Source organism: Chryseobacterium taklimakanense, from assembly GCF_900187185.1.
GTDB lineage: Bacteria > Bacteroidota > Bacteroidia > Flavobacteriales > Weeksellaceae > Planobacterium > Planobacterium taklimakanense.
Map to the genome: position 1 here is coordinate 2,699,210 of NZ_LT906465.1, position 24,399 is coordinate 2,723,608.

A 24,399-nucleotide genomic window follows, 5' to 3' on the forward strand; every position below is an offset into this window, starting at 1 on the left:
TGTTTCAATTTCAAAAATAGGTCACTGGAAAAAATCTAAACGAGCGATTGAAAATTGATTTTGAAATGATTTTTTCAGACCAAATTTTGGATTTTTTTTCGAGTGTGTGCAGTGACCTATTCAGTGACATCAATATTTTACTCTGCATTAATAATCAGTTATCAAAATTGAGCTAAATTTGAGGGCTAAAAAACTTTTCGATTCTACCATTATGCAAACTATAGATCACGATTTCAATTTCAGTTTCCCGATACAGATGCGGTGGAATGATGCGGATGCTCTGGGTCATGTAAACAATGCTATTTATGTTACCTATTTTGAAACTGCAAGAGGTCTGTATATGATGAAAGCCTGTCCACAGTGGGACTGGCTGCAAAATATGTTTTTGATCGGTAATGTAAGCGTAAATTTTCAGAAGGAAATTTTGCTCACTTCACAGAACGTTCGGGTTCATGTAAGAACCTCCAAAATCGGAACTAAAAGTTTTGTTTTTGAATATGCAATCACCTCTGACAAAAAAGGGGAAACCGTAATCCATGCCACCGGAAGTACTACACAAATCATGTTCGATATGCAAACCAGAAAAACAGTCGAAGTTCCGGATTGGGTACGCAAATCATTAACTGAATTTGATAATCTATAAAAGGATTTTAAAAAATTTAGAATGTATTTGATTCACTCAAAAATAATTGAAGTTGAAGAAGAGCATCTGGACGAGTTCAATCATGTGAATAACGTTCAATATGTGCAGTGGGTGGAAGAAATTGCTAAGGAGCATTGGGAACTCGTTAAAGCTGATACGCCTTATCCCAACGATTACTGGGTGATGGCGGATCATCATATCCAATACAGAAAGCAGGTTTACAAAGGTGATGACCTGAAAATATTAACCTATCCACAAAATCCGGAAGGTATTCGCCAGCCTAGAAAGGTTGAATTTTACAGAGGTGATGAACTGGTAGCAGATTCCCGGACTCTTTGGGTGCTTATTGATAATGAATCAAATAAAATTAAGCGTATTGCGGAAAACTGGCTTGAAACTTTGAAGAAAGGCTGATGTGAAAGATTTTTGAATTACTTTTCTTATCCAATTAAGTAAGCTCTATCAAAGTAATTTCCGGTAAAACGCCAACCCTTCCCGGATAACCTATAACTCCGAAACCACGGTTTACATACAGATATTTGCCCCCGCTTTCATACAGATCGGCCCATTTTTTATAACGGTACTGCACCGGTGACCACTTGATGTTCTTTAAATCCAGACCAAACTGCATCCCGTGTGTGTGTCCGGAAAGCGTAAGAGAAATGTCCGATGGATGTTCTTTTACAATTTCATCAAAATGGGTAGGATCGTGGCTCATTAGGATTTTTGCGGCATTTTGCGGAATTCCTCTCGTGGCTTTATCCAAGTCTCCATATTGCGGAAATGGTTTCAGTCCCCAGTTCTCAACACCGATGATGTAAAGTTTCTCACCATTTTTGTCGATGATTCGGTGCTCATTGAGAAGCATTTCAAATCCGGCTTCTTTCTGAAGTTTTATTAAATTCGGAATATTCTGTGCCTGTTCCTGTTTCGAATTCCATTGGATGTAAAGACCGTAATCGTGATTTCCCAGAACTGAGAACTTACCGTCTTTTGCGTTAATTGAAGCGAAAAGATTTTTCACACTGTTAAACTCTTCCGCAAGATTGTTGACCATGTCCCCGGTAAAAAGCACAAGATCTGGTTTCTGCTCATTAATCATGTTAAAAGCATGCTGTAATTTTTGCGGATGGAAAAAACTTCCCGCGTGCATGTCGGAAATCTGGATGATTTTATAACCTTTAAAACTTTCAGGCAGATTTTTAATCTTCACCTTAACCTTTCTTACCCGATGGCGGTATTTTCCGAAGGCAACACCATCCAGAAAAAGTGAAGTGAACACGCCTGCAATTGCGAGCCCGGCCAGGCTAAGGAATTTCCTTCGCTCCGGAAAATGGGTTTCTTTATTGGTAAAGTAACTGAATCCGAACTGCAAAAGCCGGAAAATGTCATCAATGAGAAGAAAAAATACTATAAAAAGTTTCGGCAAAAGCACAGCCAGAACTACGGTTGCAGATACCTGAACGCGATGATGGTCCCGGTCGCTTCGGTTGATAAATAGCAGGTTATAAACCAGAAAAATATAAACCAGCGCATTGATGGCGATGTACGCAATTCTGCCATACGGATTGCTGACAACGGTTTTTAATGCCTGATAAATGTAAAATTCAAGCAGAAAAAGTATTCCGGTGAAGATTAGAAAAAATTGTTTCATCTGGAAAAAGAAAGCACAATCTTCTAATTAATTGTGCTTTATAATCGTATCTCTTTATAATTTATACCAGTTACGGAAATTTGTAAACAATCGCATTGATATTCATCCCGGCGCCAACTGATGCGAATAAAATGTAGGAGTTATCTTTAAATGAGTGACCCTCCATTTTTCCTTTTTTAATTAAATCGTACATCGTAGGCACGGTGGCAACTGATGAATTCCCAAATTCCTGAATCGTCATCGGAGAAACAGAATGCTCGTAACTGCTCTTTCCGTAAAGCTTAAACAGGCGGGAAATCATCGCATGGTCCATTTTTGCATTGGCCTGGTGAAGAAGAATTTTATCGATGTCATCCAGGGTGAGCCCTGCACTGTCGATGGTCTGCTTCATCGCATCAGGAACATATTTCAGCGCAAATTCGTAGATTTTTCTGCCCCGCATCCTGATGTATTTTTTAGTCTGGTCCGCTTCAGGATTCAGTGAATGTGAATTTTCAAGGTATGCCAGTTCATCACCGTTGAAGCACAAGGTGTTGTGTGCGATAATTCCAACGTTTTCCTCCTCAGTGGCCGTCACTACAACTGCTCCGGCACCGTCCGCGAAAATCATTTTATTTCTGTCATAGGGATCGGTAACCCTGCTTAAAGTTTCGGAACCCACAACCAGAATATTCTTAGCTTTTCCGGATTTAATCAGGGTGTCTGCCAATACCATTCCTTCAACCCAGCCCGGACAACCGAAAATCATATCGTAATTGATACATTTTGGATTCTTGATACCAAGTTTATTTTTAATGATCGCCGAAAGGGAAGGCATAAAGCTCTGCTGTCCGTGTAGGTCCACATCCCCGAAATTGGTTGCGCTGATGATATAATCAAGGCTTTCCTTATCAATCCCGGCGTCATCCAAAGCGATTTGTGCCGATTTCGCGCCGATGTCAGAATTCACAAGGTCATCATCTACATATCTTCTGTTTTCAATCTCTGTGATTTCTACAAATTTTTGTATAATTTCATCATTGGGTTTATCAATTTTTACGAAATTATCGTCATAAAAAACCGAGTCACTGAAGTGGTTTCTCTCAATCACTCTTTCCGGCAAATAACTTCCTGAACCAATGATTATGGTATTTGGCATAATGGTTTGCGTATTTACTTTTAATCAATATAATCAGCAAAGTTAAGAATTATAATGCAATCCCAAACAAACCAAAATTATTATTAAATTTGCAGCTTACTCCTGTAAAAATATGAAAAAAAATCCTGCGCTTTTTGGTTTTATCGTGGCGTTAGTGGTTACTGTGTTTGCGTTTGGAATTTATTTTCTCTTTTTGGCAAAGAAGAATTATTACCTTGTTGATAACCCCACACCCAAGACTTATTATTTCAAAATAAATAACGGCGAAGAAAAAGTGATTTCTGCCGGGCAGTACGTTAAAGTGGACCTGCAAAAAGGTAAAAACGACATCAAAGTTTTCGATGATGCTAAAAAGTTGATCTACGACTCGGCTTTCAGTGTTAATAAAGTTCGGGGGCTTATCAATATCACCAATTCAGATTATTACATCTACACACAATATTACGGTTACGACATTAAGAAAGATTCACTCCTCGAAAAACTGGGTAAAACCGACATCGATGGCAAAATCTACTATGGTGGGCCTAAGAAATTCAGTAAACTCTACACAGAGGATTTCTATTATAATATAGATGAGGATTACGATAAGGTCATCAAAAACATACAGAAGACTGAATCCCGCGTGAAAATTTTCCGAAAGCAGGATTTTTTAAATTATTACAAAGAATATTACAACTTTTAAGACATTGAAACAGGTTACACCATACAATACAGAAGCGAGCAAGAAAAGCCAGGTTGAAGATATGTTCGACAACATAGCGCCGAAATACGATTTGCTGAACCACGTACTTTCCATGAAAATAGATGTACTGTGGCGCGACAAACTGGTGAAATGGATGAACAAAGACCAACCCAAACTCACTCTGGATGTAGCTACAGGAACCGGGGATCTTGCCATCGCTGTACATAAAGGAACTAAAGCCGATGTGGTAGGCCTCGACCTTTCACAGCAAATGCTTAATGTAGGCATTGAAAAAGTGAAAAAACAAAACCTGCAGGAAAAAATTTCAATGATGAAAGGTGATGCGGAAAACCTGCCTTTCGAGGATAATAAATTCGATGCCGTTTCCGTTGGATTTGGTGTGAGGAATTTTGAAAATTTAGCTAAAGGTCTTGCAGAACTTAGACGCGTCGTGAAAGAAGGCAAGAGCGTTTATATCCTTGAATTTTCTAAAGTTGAAGGATTTTTGGGGCCACTTTACATGTTTTATTTTAAAAACATTTTGCCGCAGATCGGTAAACTGGTTTCCAAAGACAACCGCGCTTATACGTATCTTCCGGATTCAGTTAATGCGTTTCCTTTTGGCGAAAAAATGAAGCAGATTTTGCTCGATACTGGCTTCAAAAAAGTAGAATACAAAAAGCTCAGCCTGGGTATTGCCACGATTTACAAAGCAACCAAATGATATGGTGAACAATATTTTTAAAATTACGCTACTTTGCTCCTTTTTAGTCTCGGGGCTGTCACATGCGCAGCTTTTCCGCACCAAAGACCGGATGGACAAGTTGCAGGAATTTGATGAGCAGAAATTCAGCTGGGGCTTTTTCCTGGCGGGTAATAATTTCGACTACAAACTCGTCTTGGATCCAAAATTGGGGATGAACGGCAGGCAAAATGCAGTACAGTCTAAAGGCTCTTACAGTTTTGGCGCAGGACTGATCGGAAAAATGAAGCTTAACAACAGTTTCGATCTCCGTTTGGAACCCGGACTTCAGTTTGTGCAGAGAGAGCTCGTTTTCGACACACAGGAAAATTCAGAGTTTGCAGCGGGGACGAATTCAATCCCACCATTCATGCCCATAACTCTTACAGACGCCGACAAAAAAAGAAATTTAAAATCCACTTACCTGGATGTGCCGCTTTTGCTGGAGTTTCATGGTGACCGCTGGTACAATTCGCGCCCTTATGCTGCGGCAGGTGTTAATTATATGGCAAATTTGCAGTCTAACGAAAACGCAACTGAAGATAATTCAACGGGAGTTTTCAGAAGTACCACGCACAATTTCGGGTGGAGTGTTGAGGCCGGTTTGCAGTTTTACTTCAGCAGATTTAAGCTTACGCCAGGCTTCCGCGGCACTTTTGTGATGAATAATGAACTGGTGAAAGACAATGCAGACACGCCGCCATATTGGGCAAGCGCAATTTCTGCAATGCACAGCCGCGTATTTATGTTTGTTCTGAAATTTGAATAATTTAAGCTTCTGATTATAAAATATTTAAAAGAGGAGATTGAAATGATTTGCTCTTTTTATTATTTTAATTAAAAAATTAAAGTGTGGTTTTCCATCTTTTAATATTAAATTTTTATATTTTTGCAATAGTTAGAATTAAAAACCTGAGATGCTGAAAGATTTAGAAAGTAATTTTTTGTTGCTGGAAAAAAGGATTCTGATGCTTAAAAAAGATTACCAGAATCTGCGTGAGGAGCACGCGGCACTTTCTAAAGATTACGAGGAAATGAAGGAGAAGTATGAGGCTGAGCGGAAAAAAAGTCAGGAATTAGCGGAAGAACAAAAAAATATAAAACTTCAGTCCGCAATATCAGGAAATCCCGAGCATAACCGACTGATGAAAAATCATATCAACAGGCTCATAAAAGAAGTGGATTACTGTATTGCACAACTTCAGAACAGCGGCTTATAATGGATGTGAGGAGAATTACCATCAACATTGCCGGGCGTACTTACCCGCTGAATGTTCCCGCCGCCGAGGAAGAAACTCTTCGGAAGGTCGGAAAGCAGATTGAAAGTATGATCAAGGATTTTGAAGCCAGCTTTGATGTTCGCGACAAACAGGATGCACTGGCCATGTGCGCCCTGAAACTGGGAACCAATGCCGAAGTTTTTGCTTTAAACAATGAAAAAAATATAAACGCCTCCAACGAGCGTGTTCAGCAGATGAACAAACTTCTGGAAGAGCTGGAAAAGTAGATTTTTCTTTTCCGATAAAAACTGCCTACAATAGTTCTAACACATTACAGGTAAACTCAACGCTAAACAATTACCGGGCGAATGTTCACTTAATGGCGTGCCGTTTTACGCGGATTACAGAAAGTGAAAAACAGTCCAAATCGTGTTGATTAGGAGTTTACTCTAAATCACTGAACTGTTGTAGGTTTTTTTGTTTCACGTTACAATTTAGTAAAACTTGAAATCTAAAATTTGAAACTTGAAACACGCATTTGAACATTTTAAATTTAAACTCAACATATATGACAACAACCGCAATAATCATTGGCATTGTCGGTATAGTTTTAGGAGCGGTCTTAGGATATTTGTTTTCTAAAAGCTCTCTGAATTCAAAGGCAAAATTCATCCTTGATGACGCACAGAAAAACGCCGACAACCTGATAGAAAAAGCCACCGTTCAGGCAGAATCCATTAAAAAAGAAAAGCAGCTGCAGGCAAAAGAAAAATTCCTTGAACTGAAGTCGCAGCATGATGCTGATATTCAGTCCAGAGAAAAGAAGATGCAGGAAGCTGAAAAACGCATTAAGGACAAAGAACACAAACTGAACGACGAACTAAGCAAAACCGGCAAGCTTGAGAAGGATCTCGACAGACAGATTGCAGATTACGCAAAAAAGAGCGAAATTCTGGACAGAAAACAATCGGAACTCGATATAATTACGGCGCAAAAAGTAGAAATTCTGGAGAAGATTTCTGGCTTCTCCGCTGAGGAGGCAAAGGCTGAACTGGTAGAGGCGATGAAAGCTGAAGCCAAATCCAGAGCTCAGGCTCACGTACAGGGCATCATGGAAGAGGCGCAGATGAACGCTAAAAATGAGGCAAGAAAAATCGTAATCCAGACGATCCAGAGAATCGGTACGGAACAGGCGATTGAAAATTCAGTTTCAGTTTTCAATATCGAGTCTGACGAAATTAAGGGTAGAATTATCGGCAGGGAAGGTAGAAATATCCGTGCTTTGGAAGCAGCAACCGGTGTAGAAATTATCGTGGACGATACTCCGGAAGCCATTTTATTGTCATGTTTTGATCCTGTAAGAAGAGAAATCGCAAGACTATCCCTTCACAGGCTTGTAACGGACGGCAGAATTCACCCTGCAAGAATTGAGGAAGTGGTGGAGAAGACAAGAAAGCAGATTGAAGAAGAAATCATCGAAGTTGGTAAGAGAACCATCATTGACCTGGGAATCCACGGGCTGCATCCTGAACTTGTAAAGATTGTTGGTAGAATGAAGTACCGCTCCTCTTACGGGCAAAACCTGCTGCAGCACTCGCGCGAAGTTGCAAATATCGCAGCAACTATGGCAGCAGAATTAGGGTTAAATGTAAAACTAGCCAAAAGAGCAGGCTTACTTCACGATATCGGTAAAGTTCCGGAGCAGGAATCTGAACTTCCGCACGCACTTCTTGGTATGCAGTGGGCAGAAAAATATGGGGAGAATCCTGAAGTTGTAAATGCGATTGGTGCACACCATGACGAGGTTGAAATGACTTCACTTCTTTCGCCAATCATCCAGGTTGCCGACGGTATTTCCGGAGCAAGGCCGGGAGCAAGACGCCAGGTTCTGGAATCCTATATTCAGCGTCTGAAAGACCTTGAAGCCGCAGCGCTAAGTTTTGATGGCGTTTCCAGCGCTTACGCCATTCAGGCCGGCCGTGAACTGCGTGTTATGGTAGAAAGCGGAAAAGTAAGCGACGAGCAAAGCGCGCAACTTTCTTATGATATTTCGGAGAAAATACAGAATGAACTGACTTACCCGGGACAGGTTAAAGTAACCGTTATCCGGGAAACCAGAGCGGTGAATATCGCGAGATAAAAATTTAATTTGATATGAAGAAAACGCCTTCCGTTTGGGAGGCGTTTTTATTTGCAGATTTTGAAATCTTTGGCTGTTAAAAATTGGAACCAGGACTTTTTTAAAATCTTATTTATTTCTGGTAAAAATAATCTCCATTCTATTTATTTATACGTTCTAAACATATTAAAAAGATACATGATTTTCACAAAAACGGTTTCATCTCCTCCTCAATCTGCTTCCTTAGGTCCATAAGTTTTATGGCGTACTGTTCCATTTGTTTTTCCTGTTCGGTTTCAGGGATGAATTTTGGAACTTCTATGCTGTTGCCTTCGTCATCCACCGCGACAAAAACTATGATACAGTGCGTTTTCTTTTCGAAATCCTTTCTTTTGATATTGCGGGAAAAAACATTGATGGCGATGTGCATACTCGTCTTTCCGGTGTAAATTACCTCAGCCTCCACTTTTACGATGTGCCCGATTTTTATGGGTGAATAAAACCGGATGCCACCCACATAAACCGTCACGCAATAACTCGAAGCCCATGAACTGGCGCAGGCGTAGCCTGCCTGGTCAATCCATTTCATCACGCTGCCGCCGTGCACATTGCCGCCATAATTCACATCCGATGGTTCTGAAATAAACTGAAATACCGTCTTGGTCTGCATCATTGGTTTATTTTTAATATGTATAAAGTTACAAATTTTATGGTTTCGGGAGTGTTTGCGGTAACTTTAACGAATCCTTAACTTACATTTCGCACAGGATTTGCTATCTTTAGAACACTAAAGAGAGCCTTAGGTGAAATTATTAACACAAAAAAATTAAACAAAAATGGGACTAGGATCATTTTTAAAAAATGTAGGTGAAAAATTATTTGGAGGAGGTGAAACCCCCGAAGAACAGGCAAAAAAGGTAAGAGACCACGTTGCAAAATACGGTTTCGATGTGTCAGGACTGACCTTTACAGTGGCTAACGACAAAGTAACCATATCCGGCGAAGCTAAAGACTGGGAGCAAAAAAGTAAAATCTATGTTGCTGCCGGTAACGTAGAAGGTATCGACGGTGTAACGGACAACATGACGGTAAAAGCTGCACCAGTGCAAACTGCCGCCCCTGCACAAGTCGCTCAGCCAAAGTACCACACCGTAGAAAGTGGTGACACGCTTTCTAAAATTGCAAAAGAAGTTTACGGTGATGTGAACGCTTACAACAGAATTTTCGAAGCAAACAGGCCGATGCTTTCTGATCCTGATAAAATTTATCCGGGACAGGTTTTGGTTATACCTCAATAATTTTTTAAGACAAAACTTATATAATCCGGTTCATTTCTGAATCGGATTTTTTATGCTTAAATTTGTTGGATTATGAAAACGGTCTATTATCTGAAAACCTGCGGAACCAACAGGAAAATTATGGCCCCGCTCGATTTATCCGGCTGGAATCTCCGCGAAATAAAAACTGAACCGGTTACTGAAGAAGAACTTGATGAAATGTATAAAATAGCTGGTTCGTATGAAGCGCTTTTCAGCAGGAAATCTTCGCAGATCAAAGCAAGAGGAATTGATGTGAAATCCTTGAAGGAAGAAGATTATAAAAAACTTCTGCTTGAACATTACACTTTTCTGAAAAGGCCTGTGTTCCTCACCGAAGACAAAATTTTTATCGGCAACGATAAATCAAACCTTGAAAAACTAAACGCTTTTTTCGGGAATAAATCATGAGAATATTGGGTGCTCTTTTACTGTTGGTTTCGCTGAATTTTTCGGCTCAAACGGTGTACAGAACACCTTCGGGATCAAAATACCATCTTGGTTCCTGCCGAATGGTGAAAAATGTTTCCTCAAAATTAAGTTTAGAAAGTGCACAGCGAAACGGACTTTTGCCCTGCGGAATCTGCCGGCCGCCTTTCCGTGGCGGATTGGGAATGACGTCGTCTCCGCAGAAAAAACCTGCGGGCACTAACGCTGCCAACCGTTGCCGCGGCATCACAAAATCGGGTACGCGGTGCAAAAGAAATACAACAATCGGCAACGATTTCTGTTTCCAGCATTTGCCATAAAAAAAAACCGGCTGAATAATTTCATCAGCCGGATTTTTTTGTAAGAGTATTATTTCTTTATACAAAAGGTACTTTCACCACTTTGGCAGGAACATTTTTGTTTCTGATCTGGATAAAGATTTCGGTACCTGTTTTAAAGTATGGTTTGTTCACATAAGCAAGTCCGATCCCGATTTTTTTCATTGGGCTCATCGTGCCGGAGGTTACTTTACCGATCACGTTTCCTTCGCCATCCACTACAGGATAATCATGCCTTGGTATGGCTTTTTCAGTCATTTCGAAGCCTACCAGTTTTCTGGAGATCCCTTCTTCTTTCTGTTTTTTTAGGAATTCTCTATCAACGAAATCACCTTTATCCAGTTTGGTTATCCAGCCCAGTCCGGCTTCCAGTGGGGAAGTAGTATCGTCAATATCGTTTCCGTACAGGCAGAATCCTTTTTCGAGGCGCAGGGTGTCCCTTGCTGCCAGTCCGCACGGCATCAGTCCGAATTCAGCGCCGGCTTCGGTAAGGACATCCCATAATTTTTCGGAACTTTCATTTTTAAAATAAATTTCGAAACCGCCGCTTCCCGTATAACCAGTGTTGGAGATAATTACTTTCGGAACTCCGGCAACCGTTCCCACGGTAAAATGATAATATGGAATATCCGAAAGGTTGCTATCAGTAAGTTTTTGAAGTGTTTCGGTGGCTTTTGGTCCCTGAATGGCAATCAGCGACATATCGTCAGATGCATTGGTTAGTTTTGCTCCGAATTCAGCGTTGTATTTACTGATGTGTTCCCAGTCTTTATCAATATTCGATGCATTTACCACCACAAAATATTTTTCGTCGGCCATTTTGTACACAATCAGGTCGTCGACGATTCCGCCGTTACCGTTCGGAAGGCAGGTGTACTGAGCTTTACCGTCTTCCAGAGTGGTAATGTCATTTGTAGTGACGTACTGAAGCAAATCTTTCGCTCCTGGACCCTCCACAAAAAACTGGCCCATATGCGAGACATCGAAAATTCCAACTTTTTCTCTCACCGCAAAATGCTCTTCCGTTACGCCAGAGTACTGCACCGGCATCTCAAAACCTGCGAAGGGGACCATTTTTGCGCCTAATGAAATATGTTTTTCGTAGAGCGCTGTTCTTTTTTCCATTATAAAGTTTATTTAGTTTTAATTATCTTCTTCATAGAGCAATACTGATTTTAGCACTATTCACGCGGTCTTCCCTCTTTCTGTTACAAATGGTGCTTGTATTCTTCCAGAATAATCTTAAACCATTCTGTAAAGTTTTGCGGCTGTTCTGCAATCTCTTTTTCCAGAGCATCCATAGAAATATATCGAACCTCTGCAACTTCCTCAGGATTCAGCATGAAATCACCTTCGTACGAACCGGTAAAAACATGATCCAGTTCGTGTTCCCACAGGTTTTGCCCCACATCAGCCTTGTAAATAAAATGAAATTTCTTTTTGATATCGGTTTCAATTCCCAGTTCCTCTTTAAGCCGGCGTTTTGCACCTTCTTCATAGGTTTCACCACTTCTGGGGTGGGAGCAGACTGCATTGGTCCACTGTCCGGGAGAATGGTATTTGGATCCGGCTCTTTTCTGCAGGAGCATCTCGCCCTTAGTGTTGAACAGAAATACCGAAAACGCGCGGTGTAGCAGACCGTTGATGTGCGCCTGCTGTTTCTCCATCAAACCGATTACTTCATCATTCTCCGAAATTAATACTACCTGTTCTTCCATAAGCCGTAAAAGTGATCAAAGATAGTCAATAAAAAACGATTTTTAAAATGGTATTTATTTCCAGGCCACTGAAATTTTAATGAAAATTATTGTAAAATTCTGTGAACAAAAACAAAAGCCTTCATGAGAAAATGCTTAATTTTGACACTTGAAAACACATTATGGCACTAGAATTCAAAGACCATTTAAGCCCGATTCTGAAAGACGGTATAAAGAACTATCTTATTGATATAGACGGCACTATTACCGACGATATTCCCAATGAAGAACCGGAACGCATGATAACCTGCGAACCTTATCCCGATGCGCTGGAAACCATCAACAGATGGTATGACGAAGGACACCAAATCTGCTTTTTCACTTCCCGTACAGAGGATTTGAAGCAAATCACCATCGAGTGGCTGGATAAAAACGGTTTTAAATATCACAGTGTGCTTTGCGGAAAACCCCGCGGTGGAAATTACCACTGGATCGACAATCACCTGGTAAAGGCGACCCGGTACAAGGGAAAATTTACCGATATGGTGGAAAAACAGGTGACCATTCAGGTTTTCAAAGATTAATTCCCCAACATTTTAAATGAAAATATTAGCAAACGACGGACTGGATAAATCTGGTGTTGAAGCCCTTACTGCAAAAGGATTCGAAGTGATTACCGAAAAAGTTCCGCAGGAATTCCTGGCCGATTACATCAACAGCAATAAAATAAGAACGCTTCTCGTCCGCAGTGCAACTCAGGTAAGAAAAGATCTTATAGATGCCTGTCCGGGACTGGAAATTATTGGCAGAGGCGGTGTTGGTATGGATAATATTGATGTGGATTATGCCCGCTCAAAAAACATTCATGTCATTAACACGCCTTCCGCATCTTCGGAATCGGTTGCAGAACTGGTTTTTGCACATCTTTTTTCGGGAGCCAGGTTTCTTCAGGATTCCAACAGAAAAATGCCGGTAACAGGCGATTCGGAATTTGCATCGATGAAAAAATTCTATGAAAAAGGTATTGAACTCCGCGGTAAAACCATCGGAATTATCGGGATGGGCAGGATTGGCCAGGAAGTGGCCAGAATAGCTCTGGGACTGGGTATGCGGGTGATTGCCGCAGATAACAATGTAGGTCGTGCCAGCATTAAAGTAAAATTTTACAACAACCAGTTCATCAATGTGGATATCGAGACAGAACCGTTGGAGGATGTGCTGAAGCATGCAGACTTCATTACACTTCACGTGCCCTCGCAAAAAGAAGGTTATATGATCGGCAAGAAGGAATTTGAAACTATGAAAACCGGCGTTGCGGTAATCAACTGCTCCCGCGGTGGTGTCATTGATGAAGCTGCGCTTCTTGCCGCCCTCAACTCAGGAAAAGTTGCTTTTGCCGGCCTGGATGTTTTTGAGAATGAGCCTGTTCCTTCAAAAGAAATCCTTAACCATCCAAAAATTTCGCTCTCTCCCCACACCGGAGCGTCCACACTGGAAGCGCAGGACAGAATTGGGCTGTCCCTTGCAGAGCAGATCTGCTCGATACTGCAGATCCCGTAAGAAATACTTTAAAGATGTAAATGTCTGAAAACCAAATGATTTGGCTTAGAGACGTCTACACGATATATCAGGAGGTTCAAGAATAACGAAAAAAAGCCGTTTTCACTGTTGTGACACGGCTTTAATTTCTTTTATTCAGCTAAGATTATTTTCTTTTCAGTTCGTCGCGAATTTCCATCAATAACTGATCGGTTGAGGAAGGCGCTTCCGGAGCCGCTTCTGCGGGTTTGGTTACTTTATTGGCTGCTTTAATCAACCAGAAAAGTACCATCGCAATGGCCAGGAAACTGATGATTGCTGCAATGAATTTTCCCCAGTAAACACCGTTTACAGACCACTGAGCAATATTTTCTACGCCGGCAGCTTCCAACGCCGGAGTCAGCAATAATGGGGTAATCACATCTTCAACCAATGAAGTTACAATTTTACCGAATGCTGCACCGATCATTACACCCACTGCCAAATCCAGCACGTTACCTTTGAATGCAAATTCCTTAAATTCTTTTACAAATCCCATAGTGTTTATAATTTTTAATGTTAAACAGACAAAAGTATAAAAAATAAACTTCCAAAGTAATTTATATTTATGAACTTTCGTATTACAATAAGGAATTAAAATATTATTCAGCGCTTTACTGCGGGAAACACTGTTTTTTTTTAATATCTGATTCCTAATTTTTTGAGGATAAAGTGAAGCAGCCAGGCAGGGCCCACCAAAAGAAACTGTAAATCTTTCAGAAAGCTGGGTTTTTTACCCTCTATTTTATGCCCTATAAATTGAAAAATCCAGCTCAGGACAAAAACGCTGAGAAAAACAATCCAGGAGTTGGTTTCAGTTTGTATATTCACAAGGTAAATAAGATGTTCCATCAGCAGCATAAACAAAAGCATGATAAACCCAATCACCGCTGAAAGCCGGAAATAAAAAATGCTTACCAAAACCACGGCTGCCAAACTCGCGATGCTGATGCACCCAAAGTACGAGAAACAAAAATGCGGTGCCGGAATAATTGAGATAAATCCCAAAATCGACCAGAAAATAAGCGGAACGCAGATCCAGTGAATGAATTTATTTGTTTGGTTCTGATGGCTTTCGCCGTATTCTTCGAACAGCTGGTCAATCTTTCTCATATCGGTAATATTATAATTTAAAAATGAAGGCTTGTAAGACTCTTAATCCAAATTCCAGAGAAGAAAATTGATGACATCATCACGTTTCCGCAGGGTATCATCGCTGAAGTTTCGGTAATAATCGTAATTAAAGGGAACGGTAAGCTGAATTTTATCCTTTTTAAGCTGATCGGTAATATCCGAAACTTTTGCGAACAGCGGATTAGGAATTTTCTTCCATAGCTCCACAAGCATGGTGATATATTTGGCCTTTTCTTCGTCTGAAACTTTAACTTCAAACTGATTGTTTCTGTTCGTGAAAATAGCCGCTACATCAGGATAGTGGGTGTAATAATTCCTTATAGCCTGCTTTACCGCGTTTCTTTCCGTTGGCGTTGTCGGAAAAACCTGCTGCAGCCGTGCATTGTATTCTGCCTTAATCTTTTTTAAATCTGTTAAAACATCGTTTGGTATCGCGAGTTGATTTCTTTGGGGCAGGTATTTTTTATCCAGAAGATTGATGTACTGGCGCACAAAATTCTGTTTCAGAACATCTTCATTGAGGTTCTGCGAAAAGAGATTTCCCGCGAGAAAGAAAAGTAAGAGTAACGCTGCAAATTTTTTCATTTCATAAAAATAAAAAATTCCACACAAAGTTGTATGGAATTTTATTAAGACGCTTGATCAAGTTCAGCGTGACATTTTTTAAACTTAGTTTACCTCAACGCCGTTTTCAATCTTCACTTCAGGCGTCATAAACGTCAGTTTTCCGTCGGGTTTTGTGGTGAGTAAAAGCATACCCTGAGATTCGATACCGCGGATTTTTCTTGGCGCAAGGTTGGCAAGGATCATCACCTGTTTTCCTACACATTCTTCCGGGGTGAAGCTCTCGGCAATGCCCGATACTACAGTTCTCACATCGATGCCGGTATCTACTTTGAATTTTAATAGTTTATCGGCCTTCTCCACTTTTTCAGCTTCAAGTATCGTTGCGGTTCTAAGGTCCATTTTGCTGAAATCATCGTAGGTTATTTCTTCTTTCATAGGATTGGCGTTAGGGTTGGTTTTCTTGTTGGATTGTTTGGTGTTTTCTAGTTTCTGAATCTGCGCCTCGATCACATCATCTTCAATTTTTGAGAAAAGTAGGGTAGCTTCATCGATCTGATGGCCGCTTTCTATCACAACTCCCGAGATGTCGTTCCAGTTTTTCTTCTCCACATTGAACATTTTCAAAAGTTTTTCTGAAGTAAAAGGCATAAACGGTTCACACAGCTGGCCCAAAGCCACCGCAATCTGCGCAGAAACGAATAACGACTGCGCGGTTTTTTCGGGATCTTCTTTAATCGTTTTCCACGGTTCTTCAGTTTGCAGATATTGGTTTCCGAAACGTGCCAGGTTCATGAGTGCCGAAAGCGCATTTCTGAATTCGAAATTTTCAAGAAAAGTTTCGATTTCTTTGGCTGAGTTTTCAATTTCCTGCAGTTCAGCAGCGTTTGCATCACCTTCCGGAACCACGCCGTTATAATATTTATGGATAAGAACTGCAACTCTGTTGATGAAATTACCGAAAATTCCTACCAGTTCGGAGTTGTTTTTAGTCTGGAAATCCTTCCACGTAAAATTATTGTCCTTGGTTTCCGGTGCCGATGAAAGCAGTGCATAGCGCAGAACATCCTGTTGTCCCGGGAATTCTTCCACATATTCATGCGCCCATACGGCCCAGTTTCTTGAAGTGGAAATTTTATCGTTTTCAAGATTTAAAAATTCAAAAGCAGGAACATTTTTCGGCATCACATAATTGCCGTGCGCCTTCATCATCGCGGGGAAAATAATGCAGTGAAACACAATATTGTCCTTACCGATAAAATGTATGAGGTCCGAATTTTCGTTCTGCCAGTAATCTTTCCAGTTTTTACCGTTTTTCTCTGCCCATTCCTGAGTGAAGGAAATATATCCGATGGGTGCATCAAACCACACGTAAAGAACTTTTCCGTCAGCCTCCGGAAGTGGCACAGGAACGCCCCAGTTCAGATCTCGGGTCATCGCGCGCGGCTTCAGTCCGTCATTCAGCCAGGATTTTACCTGTCCGTAAACGTTGGGTTTCCAGTCGTCTTTATGACCGTCGATAATCCATTCGTTCAGGAAATTTTCGTAGTCATTTAAAGGAAGATACCAGTTTTTGGTTTCCTTCAGAACCGGCACATTTCCGCTAAGCATGGATTTTGGATTGATGAGTTCTGAAGGGGAAAGGGTAGAGCCGCACTTTTCGCACTGGTCACCATAGGCATTCTCGTTGCCACAATTAGGGCAGGTTCCCACGATATAGCGGTCAGCCAAAAACTCACCCGCCTGCTCATCAAAATACTGGTCGGAAAGCTCTTCGGTAAATTTACCTTTATGATATAATGCGGTGAAAAAATCCTGCGAATTTTCGTGATGTTTTTTGGAGGTCGTTCGGGAGTATTCGTCGAAAGAAATGCCTAAATCTGAAAATGATTTTTTGATGATTTCGTGGTATTTATCCACAATATCCTGAGGTGTAACACCTTCTTTTTTGGCGCGGATCGTAATCGGAATTCCGTGCTCATCCGAACCGCAGATAAACGCCACATCACGTCCCAATCTTCTCTGAAATCTTGCGTAAACATCTGAGGGAACATAAACGCCCGCCAAATGCCCTATATGAACCGGCCCGTTTGCATAAGGCAAAGCTGCGGTAATCATTTTTCTCTCTGACATAAATTCTTAATATTTTATGCAAAGATAGGTGTTATGATGCTTTTTTTAAAATCAGTATAAAAGTGCATTTTGAGAATAAAATTTTTATGAGACTTGTCATTTTTGTTAATTTAGGTTAAAAATACGTTAAACATCTGTTTGTAATTTAGTAATTTTGAGTGGAAGAAATTAATATTTAATAAAGATGATAACCATTTGATTATTAATAATATATTAAAAAAAATATTTTGTGATGTTCAATATTTATCAGTTAAATCATTATAATACAATATTAATTTTGTGTTAACAGAAAAAAGCATAAATTGGAAGGCTGGAATTTACTTTTAAAGAGAATAAAGAGCGACATTATTTTTTTAAGCAATGCTTTACTAATAAACTGAATATTAATCCTTAAATTTTATATTTGTGAGAAACTATCGTACAGTTTTGAAAATTGCTCCCGCTTTTCTACTGGCAGGAACAATGATGATTAACGCACAGCAGGACTCAACCACTCGTGAGAAAAAAATTGAAGAGGTTGTGCTGATTGGTTACGGTCAGAGAAAAAAATCTGATTTGACAGGATCAATCGTTTCTGTATCCTCGAAAGACTTCAATGGAGGTGCTACATCTCCGGAGCAGCTAATCCAGGGTAAAGCTCCGGGTGTGGCTATTACGGGCAACGGAGGTGCTCCCGGGTCAGGTTCCTCTATCAGAATTAGAGGTGGTGCGTCGCTTAACGCAAACAGCGCGCCACTGGTAGTAATTGATGGCGTTCCGCAAGACATGTCAAAAAATGAGGATGGTACATCAATTAGAGGTGCGAGCGATCCATTGGCTTTAATTAACCCTAACGATATTGAATCGGTTGATATCCTTAAAGATGCGTCTGCTGCAGCAATTTATGGTAACCGTGCATCAAACGGGGTTATCCTTATTACGACTAAGAAAGGTGCAGCGGGAAAAGTAAAGGTAAACTTATCTACTGTAGCTTCTGTTTCTACAAGAATGGGAAATGTAGATGTGCTTAACGGTGATGAGTACAGAACTTTTGTAAATACTTATGGTCCTAATGCTGCTAAAGCACTTCTTGGTACCCATAATACCGACTGGCAGGATCTTATTTATCAGGAAGCATGGGGAACCGACAATAACCTTGCTGTTTCAGGTGGCATTAAAGGTCTTCCTTACCGTGTGTCTTTAGGTTATAACGAGCAAAACGGTATCGTGAGAACCAATGAGTTCCGCAGAACATCCCTTGCGGTTAACTTAAGCCCTAAGTTTCTGAATAACCACCTGTCGATTAACGCCAACTTTAAAGGTTCATTTACCGATAACAGATTCCCGAATGGCGGTGCTATTAATAATGCCATTTACTTTGATCCTACCCAACCGGTTTACATGGATGATCCAAGATTTGGCAACTATTTCGAATGGCTGAACAATGGCAGTTTGAATACTGTTTCTAACAGGAACCCGGTAAGCTTACTTTACAATACCAGAAATATTTCTTCGGTTTACAGGTTAATGCCAAGTATTCAGCTTGATTATAAACTGCATTTCCTTCCTGAAATGAGATGGAACGTTAACCTTGCCTATGATTACAGCAAAGGCTACGGAAGCAATCAAACTTCACCTTACAGTGGTGCAGGTAATGGTTCTTACTCTTACAGCCCTTACGAGCAGGAAAAGAAAAACAAATTATTTGAGACTTACCTGAATTATGTGAAAACCATCTCCTCCATCAATACCAATGTGGATTTGATGGCCGGTCACTCTTATCAGGATTTCAGCAGTGCCAGTCCCGCAGGTGAAAGTTTGCTTTTCAATACCAACACAGGAGAAACAAGGCTTACACCGTTCAACGCATACGAAGATCAGTTGACTTTACTTTCGTTCTACGGTAGAGCTATTTTCACGATTGCTAACAAGTATATTTTAACGGGCTCTATCAGACGTGACGGATCTTCCAGATTCTATAACGGAACTACGGATAACCTTTGGGGTAATTTCCCGGCATTTGCATTTGCATGGAAGATTAATGAAGAAGGAATGTTCAGGGATATATCAAACTTATCCACCCTTAAACTAAGACTGGGTTACGGTTTGACAGGGCAGCAGGAAGTAGCTGGAATGTATCCGGCATATTCCAGATATAAAATAAGTGAGGAAACCGCACAATATTTGTTTGGTAACATTTTCTACCCAATGTACCGACCTGAACAGTATAACCCTGATTTAACCTGGGAGAAAACATTAACCAAGAACATCGGTCTGGATTTTGGTTTCTTCAGCAACAGAATCAATGGTTCCATTGATTTATTCCAGAAAGATACAAGCGACCTTATTGCTTATGTACCGGTACCTGCCGGAGGTTTGAGCAACTACAATACTAAAAATGTTGGGGATATGACCAATAAAGGTATTGAGTTTACACTAAACCTTACTCCTGTTAAAAACGATAATACAACATGGGATATTAATTTCAACGCAACACATTACACTTCAGAAATTACAAGTTTATCCGACGCGGTTGCTGCAGACTTCAAAATTCCGGTTGGAGGTATTTCTGGTGCTGTAGGACAAAATATCCAGGCTCACAGTGTTGGCCATGCTCCATATTCCTTCTATGTATTCAGACAGCTTTACGACAACTCAGGGAAGCCTGTTCCCGGAGCTTATGTGGATACAAACGGTGACGGTGTTCTGAATGATATGGATAAATACTTCTACAAATCTTCAACTCCAGACGCCCTTTTAGGATTTTCTACTAAAGTTACCTATAAAAAATGGGATTTCAGTACGGCACTTAGAGCGGTAATTGGAAATTACGTATATAATAATGCAGCTTCAAACAGTTCACTGGCATCCTTAACAACGAATGATTATTTGCAGAACATCTACAGAACTGCTGCAGATTACAGATTTGGAAATATTCAGCTTTGGTCTGATGCTTTCGTGGAAGATGCTTCTTTCCTTAGAATGGATAACTTGACTGTAGGGCACAATTTCGGAGAAGTGTTTGGCGACAGAACCAACTTGAGAGTTTACGGTATGGCGCAGAACGTATTCGTAATTTCTGATTACTCAGGTGTTGACCCGGAGATTTTCGGAAATATCGACAACGGTTTCTACCAAAGGCCAAAAGTATATTCATTAGGACTTAATTTTCAATTTTAATTCACAATATAATTCAGAAGATGAAACTTTTTAATAAAAAATCAAAAACTATATTCACAGCAGTTTTGGGTTTGAGTCTTACCTTTTCTACTGTTTCCTGCGTGCAGGATCTGGAAAGGGAGCCGATTACGGATACGACATCTGCAAATCTCTTCAAAGACTTCAAAAATTATCCTTTGCTGTTGGCTAAACTTTACGGTGCGCAGGCTGTTGGAGGACAGCAGGGTGGTGACGGCATGTCAGATATCAGCGGCATCGACGGTGGTTTCTCCAGCTATATGCGTCAGCTTTACACCATGCAGGTTATTACCACTGATGAAGCTAAAATTGCTTGGCAGGACGGTACTTTACCGCAGATGAACACAATGTCGTGGACGGCATCCAACGAGTTTATTGCTGCGATCTACTACAGATTATATGGTGAAATTGCACTTTGTAATGAATTCATCAAAAATACTACTGATGAAAAGCTTGCTGCCAATGGAATAACCGGTGAAGACCTCACAGAAGCTAAATACATGCGCGGTGAAGCCAGATTTCTTCGTGCATTAGCCTACTACAATGCACTGGATTTGTTCGGAAATGTACCTTTCGTGGATGAAAATACCGGAACTGCATTACCGGAGAGAATCGTGAGAGCAGATCTTTTTAACTGGCTGGAAACTGAAACCAAAGCATTGGAAGCTGAACTGAAAAATCCAAAATCCAACGAATACGGCCGTGCTGACAAAGCCGCTGCGTGGATGCTTCTTTCAAGACTTTATCTTAATGCAAAAGTTTACACAGGTACAGAAAAGAACAATGATGTAATCACTTATACCAATAAAATTATTGGCTCTGGCTATAGCCTGAAGTCTGATTACGGAAGCTTGTTCATGGCTGATAATCATGTAAACAATCCAGAGGTGATTTTTTCTATCAATTACGATGGCCTTAAAACACAGACTTATGGTGGGACAACCTTCTTAATTCACGCTGCAGTCGGTGGTTCAATGCCTGTAAGTTACTACGGAATCAACGGTGGCTGGGGAGGTATGAGAGTTACCAAATCTTTTGTGAGCCTGTTCCCTGCGGACGGTTCAGATAGAAGAGGCAGATTCTATACCGATGGCCAGACTTTGGAGATTAATGACCTTGGCAACTTTAAAAACGGTTATGGATTTACCAAATACCGCAACATAAGATTTTCTGACGGTAAAGCCGGATCAGATACTACAGGAAACTTTGTAGACGCCGATATTCCGTTCTTCAGATTGGGTGATGTTTATCTGATGTACGCAGAAGCTACACTAAGAGGTGGTAATGGTAACATGGCATCTGCATTACAGTACGTAAATGCTTTGAGAGCAAGAGCGGGTGCTACACCTGTGGTAAGCATGAACCTTGATTTCATACTTTCAGAAAGAGGTAGAGAAATGTCCTGGGAAATGACAAGGAGATCGGATCTTATCCGTTTCGGAAAATTTACGGGTTCTTCTTACCTCTGGGCTTGGAAAGGTGGCGCTAAAGACGGTGCAGCCGTTCCGGAATACAGAAACCTGTTCCCAATTCCTACGAATGACATCATCGCAAACGCTAACCTGGTACAAAATCCCGGATATTAATTTTAATTAATAAAAGAAAATATCAAAATGAAAAAACAACATATATTTCAAAAAATCTTTCTTGCATTGATAATGCTTTTGGGCATTATTTCATGCCAGGACCGCGAATTGCTTACGGTAGAAAACCAGTCCGCAGCAATTTTATTGGATACATCTAAAGAAACTGTTTTCCTGGATAAGAATTTTCCGGACAATCCAGCTTTGAACCTCACGTGGGAAGTTGCAAAATACACTCAGCCAACAGAACTTAAATATAAAATTGAAGCTTCAAAAACTGCTGATTTTGCTAAACCTGTTTTGGTAAAAACTGTTGAAGAATCTCAAAGAACGGCAACACTTACGACATCAGAAATGAATGCCGTAGCTGAAAAACTTGGTTTAGCGCCGAATGTACAGGCGCCAATGTATTTGCGTGTGACTTCATTCGTAGGTGAGGATGGTGAGTATGTTGTAGCTACATCCAATGTATCCTCTGTGAAAATCACTCCTTACGAATTGGTATATCCAGATTTCTATCTTGTTGGCGCCGCGGCACCGGTAGGCTGGGATTCCGGTAATGCAATGCTTCTTACAAAAAATAAAGAGATCGCAACCATTGTAACCACATTAAAAGGTGGTGAATCCTTCAGATTCCTTGGCCAACAGAACTGGAATGGTATGAACTACAGTATAGACCAGGCTGGAACGAAAGACAGCTACAGATATTTCAAGCAGGTTTCTTCAAATATCGTTCAGGATGGTGACGAAAATATGAAATTCACTGGTACGACAGGGACTTATAAGATAACCATCAATGCTAAAGAACAATCTTTAACCATTGTAGCACAATAATTTAAAAGACAGATATTATGAAAAATATATTTAGAATTTTGTTTTTGGCAATGATAGTACCTTTACTGTTTCAGTCATGTAGAGAAGACGATTTTGCCTATAAAACAGCGGAACCTTCATTTACACTTTACAATACGACATTAAGTTCAAATGTCCTATATCCTACAATGAAAGATAACCCGTTCAGGCTTACCTGGGACAATACTTTAGGTGCAGCTGCAGAATATAACGTGCAGATTTCGACAACTGAAGATTTTGCGAAGCCAGTGGTTTTGGGTAAATCTTCAGCAACTACATTTACAACTTCTATCGGCAATTTAAACAATGCGTTGCTTCAGGCTGGATACCAACCTTATAAAAGCCAAAGGGTTTATGTAAGAGTAATTTCAGGCTCCAGTGTATCGAACGTGATCGCATTTGATGCGACGCCTTATCCGTCTGCAGCGCCTGTAATTACTGCTCCAACCGCAGGCACCAAAATTGTGCTGGACGGTACAAATCCTGACGGTGTAGCTGCTAAAGTGGCTTGGACAGATTATAATTATGGTACCGATGTGGTATATACTGTTGAGATAGCGCCAAAAGGTTCCACAAATTTTGTAGTACTTGGTACAGTTAATAACCTTAAGCAGTTGTCAGTTTCAAATCTTGTAATGGATCAGGCTGTTCTTAAGGTTGGTGGTTTGGCTAATGTTGCTGCTGACTATGATCTCAGAGTCACTGCAGCCACTACGTCAGCTGGTGGTACGCTGAAATCTACTTCAGCGGTAGTTACGGTAAATGTAACCCCTTACCAGTTAGAGTCTTACATATATGCTCCAGGTGGTTATCAGGGTTGGAATCCGGCTACGGCTAATACACTGGTATCTTCAGTTAGCAATAATATTTATATTGGATATATCAACTTCCCTGCAGCAGGGACTGAGTTCAAGTTTACTCAGGCACGCAACTGGGATACTAACTGGGGTGATGATGGTGCTGACGGTACTTTGGAGCCGGGTGGCGCAAACCTTAAGTCTCCGGGTGCAGGTTATTACAAAATAACGGTGGATCTGAATACCAAAACTTATACAATGGTTCCTTACGCCATCGGTATTGTGGGCGCTTACAACGGTTGGGGTGCAACTCCGGATACGGTAATGACTTGGGATGATGCCCAAAGAAAATTTGTCACAACCCTTGCTTTACCTGCTGGTGAGTTCAAATTCAGAATCAACGGTTCATGGGATGAAAACTATGGAGACTCCAATAAAGACGGTGTTTTAGATAAAGGCGGTGATAACCTCTCAGTAGCTGCTGCCGGCACGTACACCATCACGTATGATCCATTTGCTATGACTTATAGCATTAAATAATTTTTTATTCATTTAGCTGTATAAATCTGTCGCGTTGTGCGGCAGATTTTTTTTGTTAAATGG

General features: G+C 40.6%; 26 protein-coding genes. 17 read left to right on the top strand and 9 right to left on the bottom strand.

Annotation, left to right across the window (positions count from 1 at the left end; translation table 11 throughout):
• The first annotated feature begins 211 nt into the window (after nucleotides 1–211).
• Together CKV81_RS12915 and CKV81_RS12920 are read left to right on the top strand one after the other, a co-directional pair.
• On the top strand, nucleotides 212–643 hold the full coding sequence (locus CKV81_RS12915) for an acyl-CoA thioesterase (protein WP_095073927.1): 432 nt from the start codon (nucleotides 212–214) through the stop codon (nucleotides 641–643).
• 21 nt (nucleotides 644–664) lie between these two features.
• On the top strand, nucleotides 665–1,057 hold the full coding sequence (locus CKV81_RS12920) for an acyl-CoA thioesterase (RefSeq protein WP_095073929.1): 393 nt from the start codon (nucleotides 665–667) through the stop codon (nucleotides 1,055–1,057).
• A gap of 34 nt (nucleotides 1,058–1,091) precedes the next feature.
• Here CKV81_RS12920 and CKV81_RS12925 read toward each other — a convergent pair whose 3' ends face one another.
• Nucleotides 1,092–2,297 carry a metallophosphoesterase gene (locus CKV81_RS12925; RefSeq protein ID WP_095073933.1) on the bottom strand — a complete coding sequence of 402 codons (1,206 nt, stop codon included), beginning with the start codon at nucleotides 2,295–2,297 and terminating at the stop codon, nucleotides 1,092–1,094.
• A 70-nt stretch (nucleotides 2,298–2,367) separates the two neighbouring features.
• Complete coding sequence (locus CKV81_RS12930) at nucleotides 2,368–3,435, bottom strand: 3-oxoacyl-ACP synthase III family protein (protein ID WP_095073935.1); 1,068 nt, start codon at nucleotides 3,433–3,435, stop codon at nucleotides 2,368–2,370.
• 112 nt (nucleotides 3,436–3,547) lie between these two features.
• Here CKV81_RS12930 and CKV81_RS12935 point away from each other — a divergent pair, with 112 nt between their 5' ends.
• The 6 genes from CKV81_RS12935 (at nucleotide 3,548) to rny (ending at nucleotide 8,219) form a co-directional block, all read left to right on the top strand.
• The gene (locus CKV81_RS12935; RefSeq protein ID WP_095073937.1) at nucleotides 3,548–4,117 is read left to right on the top strand and encodes a hypothetical protein; all 570 of its coding nucleotides are present in this window, start codon (nucleotides 3,548–3,550) and stop codon (nucleotides 4,115–4,117) included.
• Nucleotides 4,118–4,178: 61 nt separating this feature from the next.
• Complete coding sequence (gene ubiE, locus CKV81_RS12940; RefSeq protein ID WP_258454608.1) at nucleotides 4,179–4,841, top strand: bifunctional demethylmenaquinone methyltransferase/2-methoxy-6-polyprenyl-1,4-benzoquinol methylase UbiE; 663 nt, start codon at nucleotides 4,179–4,181, stop codon at nucleotides 4,839–4,841.
• A gap of 1 nt (nucleotide 4,842) precedes the next feature.
• Nucleotides 4,843–5,628: a type IX secretion/gliding motility protein PorT/SprT gene (gene porT, locus CKV81_RS12945; RefSeq protein ID WP_095073943.1), complete on the top strand. Its 786-nt coding sequence runs from the start codon at nucleotides 4,843–4,845 to the stop codon at nucleotides 5,626–5,628.
• Nucleotides 5,629–5,776: 148 nt separating this feature from the next.
• Nucleotides 5,777–6,079, top strand: coding sequence for a hypothetical protein (locus CKV81_RS12950; protein ID WP_095073946.1), 303 nt, complete (start codon nucleotides 5,777–5,779; stop codon nucleotides 6,077–6,079).
• Nucleotides 6,079–6,366 carry a cell division protein ZapA gene (locus CKV81_RS12955; protein ID WP_095073948.1) on the top strand — a complete coding sequence of 96 codons (288 nt, stop codon included), beginning with the start codon at nucleotides 6,079–6,081 and terminating at the stop codon, nucleotides 6,364–6,366. The genes CKV81_RS12950 and CKV81_RS12955 overlap by 1 nt, the downstream gene beginning before the upstream one ends.
• A 281-nt stretch (nucleotides 6,367–6,647) precedes the next feature.
• Nucleotides 6,648–8,219 (top strand): ribonuclease Y, encoded by a 1,572-nt coding sequence (gene rny, locus CKV81_RS12960; protein ID WP_095073956.1) that lies wholly within the window; start codon nucleotides 6,648–6,650, stop codon nucleotides 8,217–8,219.
• A 184-nt stretch (nucleotides 8,220–8,403) separates the two neighbouring features.
• On the opposite strand, the gene CKV81_RS12965 is transcribed toward rny, so the two are convergent.
• Nucleotides 8,404–8,871, bottom strand: a complete 468-nt coding sequence (locus CKV81_RS12965) for an acyl-CoA thioesterase (protein ID WP_228410901.1) — start codon at nucleotides 8,869–8,871, stop codon at nucleotides 8,404–8,406.
• A gap of 163 nt (nucleotides 8,872–9,034) precedes the next feature.
• Between CKV81_RS12965 and lysM the strand changes: the two genes are divergently transcribed.
• From lysM to CKV81_RS13405, 3 genes are all read left to right on the top strand, one after another.
• Nucleotides 9,035–9,496, top strand: coding sequence for a peptidoglycan-binding protein LysM (gene lysM, locus CKV81_RS12970; protein ID WP_095073959.1), 462 nt, complete (start codon nucleotides 9,035–9,037; stop codon nucleotides 9,494–9,496).
• A 72-nt stretch (nucleotides 9,497–9,568) separates the two neighbouring features.
• The gene (locus tag CKV81_RS12975) at nucleotides 9,569–9,925 is read left to right on the top strand and encodes an arsenate reductase family protein (protein WP_095073961.1); all 357 of its coding nucleotides are present in this window, start codon (nucleotides 9,569–9,571) and stop codon (nucleotides 9,923–9,925) included.
• Nucleotides 9,922–10,263: a hypothetical protein gene (locus tag CKV81_RS13405; RefSeq protein WP_157727442.1), complete on the top strand. Its 342-nt coding sequence runs from the start codon at nucleotides 9,922–9,924 to the stop codon at nucleotides 10,261–10,263. The genes CKV81_RS12975 and CKV81_RS13405 overlap by 4 nt, the downstream gene beginning before the upstream one ends.
• Before the next feature lie 57 nt (nucleotides 10,264–10,320).
• Here CKV81_RS13405 and gcvT read toward each other — a convergent pair whose 3' ends face one another.
• Entirely contained in the window at nucleotides 10,321–11,406 is a 1,086-nt protein-coding gene (gene gcvT / locus CKV81_RS12985) for a glycine cleavage system aminomethyltransferase GcvT (protein ID WP_095073965.1), read from the bottom strand.
• An 83-nt stretch (nucleotides 11,407–11,489) separates the two neighbouring features.
• Entirely contained in the window at nucleotides 11,490–11,999 is a 510-nt protein-coding gene (gene idi, locus CKV81_RS12990; protein WP_095073967.1) for an isopentenyl-diphosphate Delta-isomerase, read from the bottom strand.
• A gap of 161 nt (nucleotides 12,000–12,160) precedes the next feature.
• On the opposite strand from idi, the gene CKV81_RS12995 reads away from it, so the two are divergent.
• Nucleotides 12,161–12,562, top strand: coding sequence for an LNS2 domain-containing protein (locus CKV81_RS12995; RefSeq protein WP_095073970.1), 402 nt, complete (start codon nucleotides 12,161–12,163; stop codon nucleotides 12,560–12,562).
• Nucleotides 12,563–12,578: 16 nt separating this feature from the next.
• Complete coding sequence (locus CKV81_RS13000; RefSeq protein WP_095073972.1) at nucleotides 12,579–13,538, top strand: D-2-hydroxyacid dehydrogenase; 960 nt, start codon at nucleotides 12,579–12,581, stop codon at nucleotides 13,536–13,538.
• 145 nt (nucleotides 13,539–13,683) lie between these two features.
• On the opposite strand, the gene mscL is transcribed toward CKV81_RS13000, so the two are convergent.
• From mscL to metG, 4 genes are all read right to left on the bottom strand, one after another.
• On the bottom strand, nucleotides 13,684–14,055 hold the full coding sequence (gene mscL / locus CKV81_RS13005) for a large conductance mechanosensitive channel protein MscL (RefSeq protein ID WP_095073974.1): 372 nt from the start codon (nucleotides 14,053–14,055) through the stop codon (nucleotides 13,684–13,686).
• 140 nt (nucleotides 14,056–14,195) lie between these two features.
• On the bottom strand, nucleotides 14,196–14,669 hold the full coding sequence (locus tag CKV81_RS13010) for an Mpo1 family 2-hydroxy fatty acid dioxygenase (RefSeq protein ID WP_095073976.1): 474 nt from the start codon (nucleotides 14,667–14,669) through the stop codon (nucleotides 14,196–14,198).
• Nucleotides 14,670–14,711: 42 nt separating this feature from the next.
• On the bottom strand, nucleotides 14,712–15,275 hold the full coding sequence (locus tag CKV81_RS13015) for a hypothetical protein (protein ID WP_095073978.1): 564 nt from the start codon (nucleotides 15,273–15,275) through the stop codon (nucleotides 14,712–14,714).
• An 84-nt stretch (nucleotides 15,276–15,359) separates the two neighbouring features.
• The gene (gene metG, locus CKV81_RS13020; protein WP_095073980.1) at nucleotides 15,360–17,387 is read right to left on the bottom strand and encodes a methionine--tRNA ligase; all 2,028 of its coding nucleotides are present in this window, start codon (nucleotides 17,385–17,387) and stop codon (nucleotides 15,360–15,362) included.
• Nucleotides 17,388–17,792: 405 nt separating this feature from the next.
• On the opposite strand from metG, the gene CKV81_RS13025 reads away from it, so the two are divergent.
• From CKV81_RS13025 to CKV81_RS13040, 4 genes are read left to right on the top strand one after another with little or no spacing between them, the layout of a single operon-like run.
• Entirely contained in the window at nucleotides 17,793–20,546 is a 2,754-nt protein-coding gene (locus CKV81_RS13025) for a SusC/RagA family TonB-linked outer membrane protein (RefSeq protein WP_095073984.1), read from the top strand.
• A gap of 20 nt (nucleotides 20,547–20,566) precedes the next feature.
• Nucleotides 20,567–22,150, top strand: coding sequence for a RagB/SusD family nutrient uptake outer membrane protein (locus tag CKV81_RS13030; protein WP_095073987.1), 1,584 nt, complete (start codon nucleotides 20,567–20,569; stop codon nucleotides 22,148–22,150).
• A 27-nt stretch (nucleotides 22,151–22,177) separates the two neighbouring features.
• The gene (locus CKV81_RS13035; protein WP_095073990.1) at nucleotides 22,178–22,981 is read left to right on the top strand and encodes a SusE domain-containing protein; all 804 of its coding nucleotides are present in this window, start codon (nucleotides 22,178–22,180) and stop codon (nucleotides 22,979–22,981) included.
• A 17-nt stretch (nucleotides 22,982–22,998) separates the two neighbouring features.
• The gene (locus CKV81_RS13040; protein ID WP_095073994.1) at nucleotides 22,999–24,336 is read left to right on the top strand and encodes a SusE domain-containing protein; all 1,338 of its coding nucleotides are present in this window, start codon (nucleotides 22,999–23,001) and stop codon (nucleotides 24,334–24,336) included.
• Nucleotides 24,337–24,399: the final 63 nt, after the last annotated feature.